Source organism: Kocuria rhizosphaericola (genome assembly GCF_044462205.1).
Classification (GTDB): domain Bacteria; phylum Actinomycetota; class Actinomycetes; order Actinomycetales; family Micrococcaceae; genus Kocuria; species Kocuria rhizosphaericola.
In genome coordinates this window covers 1-6,797 of the sequence record NZ_JBISWK010000123.1, presented here as the reverse complement: position 1 = coordinate 6,797, position 6,797 = coordinate 1, and the positions used below count along the sequence as shown (strand labels likewise).

Sequence of the window (6,797 nt, the reverse complement as noted above, 5' to 3'; positions counted from 1 at the left end):
GCCGGCGCCGCTCGTGGTGGTGCTGGTGGGGGTGCTTATCCGTTGATGACCTGGGGGGCGCCGAGGTGCTTGAGGCCCTCGACGCCGAACTCCAGGCCGTAGCCGGACTGCTTGGCCCCGCCGAAGGGAATGCGGGGGTCCACGGCCCCGTGCTTGTTGATCCACACGGTGCCGGCCTGGATCCGGGCGGCAACCGCACGGGCGGCCTCGGTGTCGGCCGACCACACGGAAGCGCCCAGGCCGACCTCCAGGGCGTTAGCCATGCCGATGACCTCGTCGAGGTCGGTGTACTTGATGATGGGCAGGGCGGGGCCGAACTGTTCCTCGGCCACCAGCGGGTTGTCGTTGTCCAGATCGGCCACGAGGGTCGTCGGGTAGAAGTACCCGGGCTTGCCGGTCTCGGGGTTCCCGCCCAGCAGCACCCGTCCGCCGCCGGCCCGGGCTTTCTCGACGAGGTCGGCGACGATGTCGTACTGGGCCTGGTTCTGCAGCGGGCCCAGCACGTTGTTCTCGTCGAGGCCCACGCCCATCGGCATCTGGGCGGCGACCTCGGTGAGGGCTTCGCAGACGGCGTCGTAGACGTCTTCGTGGACGTAGAGGCGCTTCAGCGCCGCACACGTCTGGCCGGTGTTGAGGAACGCCCCCCAGAACAGGTCCTCGGCGATGGCCGCCGGATCCACGTCGGGCAGCACAATCCCGGCGTCGTTGCCGCCCAGTTCCATGGTCAGACGCTTCACGTTGTCGGCGGAGTTGCGGATGATCGCTTTGCCGGCGGGGGTGGAGCCGGTGAACATGATCTTGTCCACCCCGGGGTGGGCGACCAGGGCCTCGCCGATCTCGCGGTCGCCGGTGACCACCTGGAGCACGTCGGCCGGCAGGACCTGGTTGAGCACTTCCACCAGGGCCAGCACCGACAGCGGGGTGTAGCCGGAGGGCTTGACGACCACGGTGTTGCCCATCCGCAGGGACGGGGCGATCTGCCAGGTGGAGATCATCATCGGCCAGTTCCACGGCCCGATCGCCCCGACCACGCCCAGGGGCCGGTAGTGCAGCTCGGCGCGGGTGCCGTTCTCCTCCACGAGGGTCTCCGGCTTGAGCTCCAAGGCGGCGGTGGCGCGCAGCCAGGCCGCGCACGCGCCGACCTCGAAGCGGGCATTGGGGCCGTTGAGCGGCTTGCCCTGCTCCCGCGACAACAGCTCGGCCAACGCCTCGGCGTTGGCCTCCACGGCCTCGGCGGCGGCGTCGAGAAGAGCTGATCGTTCGGTGTGGCCACGGGCCGCCCAGCCCGGCTGGGCCGCCCGGGCGGCGGTCACGGCCGTCTCCAGGTCCGTCAGGGTGTGCTTGGGCGCCCGACCCACGACCGCCCCGGTAGCCGGATCGAGCAGGGTGCGCCCGCCCTCGGCGGGCTGGATCACGGCCAGCAGATCGGCCGCACTCGAAAAGGTCGACAGGGCAGAGGTTTCAGCAGTCATGGTATGTCTCCTCATGGGTAATAGATCACAACGCGGACCGTGAAGGCTCCGGGGCTAACCACCGCCAGCCCACATGAACATCCATTCCAGTGTGCCCCGCGTCACGTCGGTCCAGTTATGACATGCGTGCCGTCCTTTTGATGACCCGCGCACTCCTCGACCTGGACTGCTACAAGTGGTTATTCCACACATGGGTTGTGTGATCGGGAACGGTTGGCGGGCGAGGGTGCGCCCACTCTTCATAGTCGTGTGGCGTCGATGGTCTGGTAGAGCTACTCTTTGTCATTCTGCCCGGGCAGTGACTCGCAGCAGTGGTTCGATCAGCGCCAAAGTTCTGCTCGTCAGTTCACCATTACCGGCCATCTCACCGGTCCGCCCAACGTGCTCACCGATTCACGGAACAAGTTCGAGTCGATGGCGTTGCGGTAGGGGTTCCTATGGGAGGGCTGCCGACAGACAAGTGCCAGGAGTCTGCGGCGGTCACCGCCGAACATGCTGGCCTTTGCCGAAGCGCTGCAGGGCAGGAGGCTTTGCTCTGGGCTGCGCATATTGAACCTAGCTGAGGGCGACCTGGATACCCGCACCCCGATGAGCTCGGCGGTCTTCGCCGTCATGCCCGGTGAATCTTGGAGAACGATTACCGGTCTCGTAACGAGTCATCTGCGAAATCCTGTCGCCGACCCTCGTCACGAGGGTGTCGCTTTCAACGAAGCGTTCACTGGTGACTCCGGTAAGGCTGGCTTTTCAGGAATGTGTTCGGCGCTGTACCACGAGGACGCAGAGCAGGGAGGCCACGACGGCCGCCAGGGAAAAGGCGAGCATTCCGCTGAAGCCTCCCGCTTGGACGAGGGTGCCGCTGACGATGGGGCCGATGGCGAAGCCAGTGCCGATCATGAGGTTGGTGGTGTTCATCACTTGGCTCCCGCCGAGATCGCTGAGCGTGGAGAGCAGGTAGGGGAGGATCAAGGTCCAGGCGAATTTGAAGATTACTGCTGCCACGGCGAAGCGCAGCAGTCCGGGGGCGCCGAACAGCAGAGCCACACTCAGGGCCATGCCCAGGTAGCCCATGCGCAGGTACAGGCGGCGACGCGGTGTGTCACCGAGGACGGTGGCCAGCAGGGCCGAGGCGATTCCGGCCACCGTGGCCACGGAGAGAACGAGACTGGTGGCGGACAGGTCGATTCCGGAGCCGGCGGAGATCTGCGCCATGAAGGCCCACACGCCGCTGAGGGCGATGTAGAACAGCAGCACCGCGGCCAGACCCGTGATGTACTGCGCTATCGGCGGCCTCGTTCGGGTCCGGGAGTCGGCGGGCGCAGGGGCGGATCCGCGCAGGGCTTCTCCGTCGATCTGGGGCACCACCAACACACACAGTGCAGCCAGCCCGGCGAGGGTCCAATAGATGGCGGCCACCCCGGTCCCGGCGTAGAGGGCGGGGAAAACGGCCAGGATCAGGGCGCCCATGGCCAGCTGGAAGACCACGAACAGTCCGAAGGCCCGGCTGGGGTTGCTCGTCCTGCCGCTCAGGGTCAGCAGGATGACGGTGATCGACCCAGCCGCCAGTGAGGTAATCACCCGCGCGGCCACCAGCCAGCCGAAGTCGTCGATGAACCCGGAGACCAGATTGCCCAGAACGACCACCGCGGTGAACAGGTAGGTGGCCGTGCGCAGGTTCAAGCGCTTCAACCACAGGTATGCCGGGATGGTCGCCAGGCTGAAGGCTCCCAGTTCGGCCGAGAAGAGGCCTCCCACCTGTACGGGCGTGAGGGCGAACTGTTCCGTCAGTTTTCCGGCCACGACCGGGGCGGTCAGGAGCACCGTGTAGAGAACGGCGCTGTAGACGGAGATGTAGGTGTAGGTTCCGCGGTCGGAGCCGGGCGTGGTCTTGGTCCTGTGCAGGGCAGTGGTCATGTCGTCTTTCTGAGGTGTGTTGCGGGGAGCTGTGCCGACGGCGGCCCCATGGGCAAGAGAAGCGGGATGAGTGGGGCAGGAGAGTGCGTGAGGTGGTGCGGGAGCCATTCGCCTCTCGCACTGCGGATAACCTCAGGCGGAGGTCTGGGCCTTCGCCGGGTTCGTTTCGCCGGCCGAGGCGGCGTCGTAGACCTTGGTGCCTGCGAACCAGGTCTGGCGGGCGGTGATGGACCGGACGGCGTCGATGTCGATCTCGTGCGGGTCGTCGCTGAGGACGACGAAGTCCGCGGACTTCCCCGGGGCGAGGGAGCCGGCGACATCGTCGAGGCCCATGGCCTCGGCGCACGCGGTGGTGTAGACGCGGATGGCCTCCTCCAAGGTGATGGCCTGCTCCGGCCACAGGGTGCCAGGAAACTGACCGGTCGGATCCTGCCGGGTCACCAGCCCGTAAATGGCCTCCCAGGCGTTGGGGGAGACGCTCACGGGCCAGTCCGAGCCGCCGGCGATCCGGGCGCCCATGTCCAGCAGTGCCCGGTTGGGTTGCATCTTCGAGGCCCGGTCGGCGGGCAGCACGGTGGCGATGGCCTCGGAGATCACGCCCGGGAACCACAGTGCCGGGGAGATGTCGGCGGTCACATCGAGAGCGGCGAAGCGGGCGATGTCGTCGGGGTGGACGAATTGGCCGTGGGCGATGTGGTACTTCGGCTCGGTGTGCCCGGCGGCGCGGACCTTCTCCACGGTGTCGAGGACCAGGCGCACGGAGGCGTCGCCGGTGCAGTGGATCTTGGCGGAGATACCGCGTTCGGCGGTGCGCATCAGCCAGACCTCGAGCTCGTCCGGGTCCATGGTCGTGGTCCCGCAGTGGCAGTCGGGGAACCCTGCGTCGGGCAGATAGGGCTCCAGGAAGGCGCCGGTGCCGGATGGGGGCACTCCGTCGAGGAAGATCTTGATGAACTCGGGGCGGTGGTGGGTGCTGCGGGTCTCGTCGCGGTGGGCGATGATCTCCTCGCCCAGCGGGGTGGTGCCGAAGATCAGGTCGTTGGCCTGCATAGAGCTGACGACCCAGGCGTGCAGCTGCCCGGTGTCGTCCAGGGCCTTCAAGGCCCGCATCAGTTGCACCGAGGTGGCAGCGTCCTGGAACCCGGTGATGCCGTAGGAGTGGAGGATCTGGATGCCCCGGGCAGCTGCGCGGGCCAGATCCTGTGTGGAGGTCGGCCGCAGGCCGGTCAGGGCTTTCTCGGCCAGGACCCCGCCGGCCTCGATCAGCACGCCGGTGGCGTGGCCGTCGGCGTCGCGCATGATCTGTCCACCCTCGGGGTCGGTCGTGGTGTCGTCAATTCCCGTAAGCTCCAGGGCGCGACTGTTCGCCCAGCGATTGTGCTTGCTGTCGTCCTTTAGCAGCGCAGGCCGCCCACCGGTGGCTGCGTCGAGGCGCGCCAGGGCCTGGGTGCTGTTGATCTCGTTCAGCAAGCCCGCGCCCCAGCTGCCGCCGACCACCCACTCGTCCGGATCGAGGCCCTCGGCCCGCCGGGCGACAGCCTCCAGCAGCTCGTCCAGGCTCAGGGTCGGGGGAGCGTCCAGTTCGAACAGGTCCATCTGACCGGCCAGCATGTGGTGGTTGTGCACATCCAGCAGCGCCGGCATCACATACGCCCCCTCCAGGTCCACCACGATCGTTCCAGGGGCTCGCAATCTTTCGGCGTCGGCGCCGAGCCCCGCGACTCTCCCGCCCCGCACTGCTAGGGCTGAGACTCGAGGATTCTGAGCCGTCAGGGTGTCGATGGTGCCGTTGATCATCAGCAGGTCTGCCGGGTTCTCATTCATGCTGTTCCGTCCTCTGCATTGTGATGAGGTTCACGCTAAGCCTCCTGCTGCCTGACTGACTTGCTGATGCGCGCACGTCCTTTGACACTCCGAGAACAGGGCGCAACACATTTCTGGCGTGTGTCAGAGGTGTTCCAGCTGTGGGCACCGTCGAGGACGGGGCAGGGCCTGTCAGGACTGCCCCTTGACTCTGCGCGCAGTGTGATCGCCATCCAAGGAACGATCTGTTCCGAACCGGAGACAAGTGGTGTTACCTCCGTCACGATGGATAGCAATTCCTGTTGCGGCCGGATCCCCGGCCTCCTTCGTCACATCTGGAGTGCGCCCCATGAGCGAAATCACCGATCCCGTCCGCCCCTCCGCGCTGGGTGTCACCCACCCCCTGGACCTGCTGACGCCGGCGGAGATCTCGACTGCTCGGCGCATCCTTGAGGACGCCGGCCACGTGGGTGCAACCACCCGGTTCCCCCGGGTGCTGCCGGTGGAGCCACCGAAGTCCGTGGTCCTGGGCCACGTCGAGGGCGACGACGACTTCGACCGCTCGCTCGACATCACCCTGCTGGACACCGACACCGGCCGCACGCGCCGGGCCGTGGTGTCCGTGACCGCGGGAGAGGTCCGCTCGCTCGAGACCCTGCGGACGGGCGAGCACCCCTACGGGCAGGCGCAGTACATGTTCGAGGAGTACGACCGCGCCGCGGAGATCGTCAAGGCGGACCCGCGCTGGCAGGAGGCCATGGCCCGCCGGGGGATCGAGGACACCACGCACAGCTTCGTGGCCCCGCTGGCGCCGGGCTTCTTCCCGCGGGAGGACGAGACCGGCAAGCGGGTCATCCGCTCCCTGACCTTCCACCGCCGCTTCGAGGGCGACAACCCGTGGGGCCACCCCGTCGAGGGCCTCGTCGTGCACATCGACCTCACGGCCGGGGAGGTCATCCGGGTCGAGGACGACGGCGACGTGCCCGTGCCCATGGCGGACGCCAACTACACCCCGGAGTTCGTGGGCCCGGCCCGCACCACCCTCAAGCCCCTCGACATCGTCCAGCCGGAGGGCCCGTCCTTCCAGGTGGACGGCACCCACGTGACCTGGGAGAACTGGAAGCTGCGCATCGGCTTCAACGCCCAGGAGGGCCTGGTGCTCAACCGGGTCACCTTCCGCGACGACACCGGCGAGCAGCCCGAGGACCGCTCGGTGCTCTACCGGGCCTCCGTGCCGGAGATGGTCGTGCCCTACGGGGACACCACGAACACCCGCTTCTGGATCAGCTACTTCGACGCCGGGGAGTACCTGCTCGGCAAGAACGCCAACTCGCTGAAGCTGGGCTGCGACTGCCTCGGGGTCATCCAGTACTTCGACGCGTTCGTGGCCGACGACGAGGGCCACCCCATGGAGATCCCGCACGCGGTGTGCATGCACGAGGAGGACTACGGCGTGCTCTGGAAGCACACCGAGTTCGGGGAGGCCCCGCAGGTGCGCCGCTCCCGCCGGCTGGTGATCAGCTACTTCGCCACGATCGGCAACTACGAGTACGGCTTCTTCTGGTACTTCTACCTCGACGGCTCCATCCAGGTGGAGGCCAAGGCCACCGG

The 6,797-nt window shown here is 67.3% G+C and carries 4 protein-coding genes; 1 reads left to right on the top strand and 3 read right to left on the bottom strand.

Features of this window, described 5'->3' with window-relative positions; genetic code table 11:
* Positions 1-35: 35 nt before the first annotated feature.
* The 3 genes from ACH9D2_RS12680 to ACH9D2_RS12670 form a co-directional block, all read right to left on the bottom strand.
* Entirely contained in the window at positions 36-1,472 is a 1,437-nt protein-coding gene (locus ACH9D2_RS12680) for an aldehyde dehydrogenase family protein (protein ID WP_396363162.1), read from the bottom strand.
* A gap of 744 nt (positions 1,473-2,216) precedes the next feature.
* Positions 2,217-3,383 (bottom strand): MFS transporter, encoded by a 1,167-nt coding sequence (locus ACH9D2_RS12675; RefSeq protein WP_396363161.1) that lies wholly within the window; start codon positions 3,381-3,383, stop codon positions 2,217-2,219.
* 132 nt (positions 3,384-3,515) lie between these two features.
* Entirely contained in the window at positions 3,516-5,207 is a 1,692-nt protein-coding gene (locus ACH9D2_RS12670; protein ID WP_396363160.1) for an amidohydrolase family protein, read from the bottom strand.
* A gap of 328 nt (positions 5,208-5,535) precedes the next feature.
* Between ACH9D2_RS12670 and ACH9D2_RS12665 the strand changes: the two genes are divergently transcribed.
* Positions 5,536-6,797: copper amine oxidase (locus tag ACH9D2_RS12665; RefSeq protein WP_449555786.1), on the top strand; the 1,262-nt coding region annotated here is incomplete at its 3' end.

Excerpts from the sequence above, each read along its gene's own strand:
- ACH9D2_RS12680 (WP_396363162.1), bottom strand. The coding sequence starts at position 1,472 with ATGACTGCTGAAACCTCTGCCCTGTCGACCTTTTCGAGTGCGGCCGAT.
- ACH9D2_RS12675 (WP_396363161.1), bottom strand. The coding sequence starts at position 3,383 with ATGACCACTGCCCTGCACAGGACCAAGACCACGCCCGGCTCCGACCGC.
- ACH9D2_RS12670 (WP_396363160.1), bottom strand. The coding sequence starts at position 5,207 with ATGAATGAGAACCCGGCAGACCTGCTGATGATCAACGGCACCATCGAC.